Annotated in this window: 3 protein-coding genes; 2 read left to right on the top strand and 1 reads right to left on the bottom strand. The window is 54.5% G+C overall.

Annotated features, from left to right (window positions below; translation table 11 throughout):
• The coding region (locus J2I46_RS32560) for an NAD(P)-dependent oxidoreductase (protein WP_207333297.1) at positions 1 to 816 on the bottom strand (816 nt) is incomplete at its 3' end.
• 204 nt (positions 817 to 1,020) lie between these two features.
• On the opposite strand from J2I46_RS32560, the gene J2I46_RS32555 reads away from it, so the two are divergent.
• Together J2I46_RS32555 and J2I46_RS33645 are read left to right on the top strand one after the other, a co-directional pair.
• Positions 1,021 to 1,233: a hypothetical protein gene (locus J2I46_RS32555; protein WP_207333296.1), complete on the top strand. Its 213-nt coding sequence runs from the start codon at positions 1,021 to 1,023 to the stop codon at positions 1,231 to 1,233.
• Positions 1,227 to 1,369: PIN domain-containing protein (locus J2I46_RS33645; RefSeq protein ID WP_374758116.1), on the top strand; the 143-nt coding region annotated here is incomplete at its 3' end. The genes J2I46_RS32555 and J2I46_RS33645, both read left to right, overlap by 7 nt.

Genomic DNA, 1,369 nt, shown 5'->3' with positions numbered 1-1,369 from the left:
GCCGGATCGATCCTCGAAGAACAGCCCATGCTCATGTTCATACACATCGATACCAAGGTAACCAAGCTGTCCGCTTTTTAAGGCCTCAATGGCATCGGCCGTGTCAAGAACGCCCCCCCGCCCCGTGTTGATTAACATGGCCCCAGGCTTCATCTGCCTGAAGGTGGCCTGGTTAAACAGACCCTGAGTGTCGTCGGTTAGGGGCAAATGTAAACTGATGATGTCCGATCGGGTCAGTAAGGCTCCCAAAGAGACCGATTCCACAGCTACACCTGATTCGGCCTGAGCTGAATCAGGGGCTGAATCGTAAGCCAGCAGGTGGCAGCCAAAACCTGCCAAAATCGAGGCCAGTGCCTGACCGATGTGCCCGTAGCCAGCGATGCCTACGGTTTTACCCCGCAGTTCAAAGCCAACTAAATCGGGGGTGAGCCTGAAGTTAAACTGGCGAGCGTTATCGGTGGCCTGCTGCACGTGCCGACCCAGCGTGAGCATGAGGGCGACGGCATATTCGGCAATCGCACCGGGTGAATAAGCGGGAATACTTTTGACATCGATTCCCAGCTCACTGGCGGCCGACTGATCAATGTGGTCCATGCCCGCTGATCGGGTAAGTACATAGCGAATGCCGAGTTGGCTAAGGCGGGCCAGCACGTCTTTGGTGGCCTCATCAGTGCCAAAAATCAGGGCCGCTTCGTAGCCTTTGGCCTGCTCAACGGTAGCCAGATTGAGTTGGTCCGGGACCAGGGTTAGAACGTGGTCGGTAGTCCGGAGGAAGGGTTCTTCGAAGGGTCCGACGCTAAAGGCAATGGCTTTCATAAGCGGGCGTAAAAGGGGAGAGTATGCCCAATTAGTACTGCGTGTAGCAGATAAATGTTTACTAATTACCAGGAGCCGACCCCTCTGCCAGCTGGCTATTGCCAATTCTCAGGGATAAGGTAGCGTTATCATCCGTGAGCCCGCCAAACCAATTGTAGCCACACCTGTTGAGTATATGGTATATTTGACTAAACCGAGCGCCTTATGGTAATCACACGAGTAGACCAAACGATTCTGATCCAAGCCAGTGACTCCGTCATCATGCAGGCGATTCAGAAGCTGATTGATTACATCAACGTCCTGGAGATCACGGCCCAAAACCAGGGCACCGAGGAGCAAGCGGCCGAGTTGGCCCGGCAGATCGACCAGTCCTGGTGGCAGGCTAATAAGGCCCGGTTTCTGCCATTATCGTGGTAGTGGATACCAATATTCTGCTCAGCGCCTGTATCTCACCCAATAACCGAATTACCGAGATCCTGCTCAGTCCCCTGCCCGCTCTGGAGCGGGTGAGCTGCTACTACGCTTTTGCCGAGCTCTTCAAGCACCAGGCTAA

Source organism: Fibrella forsythiae, assembly GCF_017353175.1.
Lineage (GTDB): Bacteria > Bacteroidota > Bacteroidia > Cytophagales > Spirosomataceae > Fibrella > Fibrella forsythiae.
The sequence above is the reverse complement of the archived record's forward strand: the minus strand, read 5'-3'. Positions and strand labels throughout refer to the sequence as shown.

What these genes read in the sequence shown, in the direction of transcription:
- J2I46_RS32555 (WP_207333296.1), top strand. Translation starts at nt 1,021, where the DNA reads ATGGTAATCACACGAGTAGACCAAACGATTCTGATCCAAGCCAGTGAC.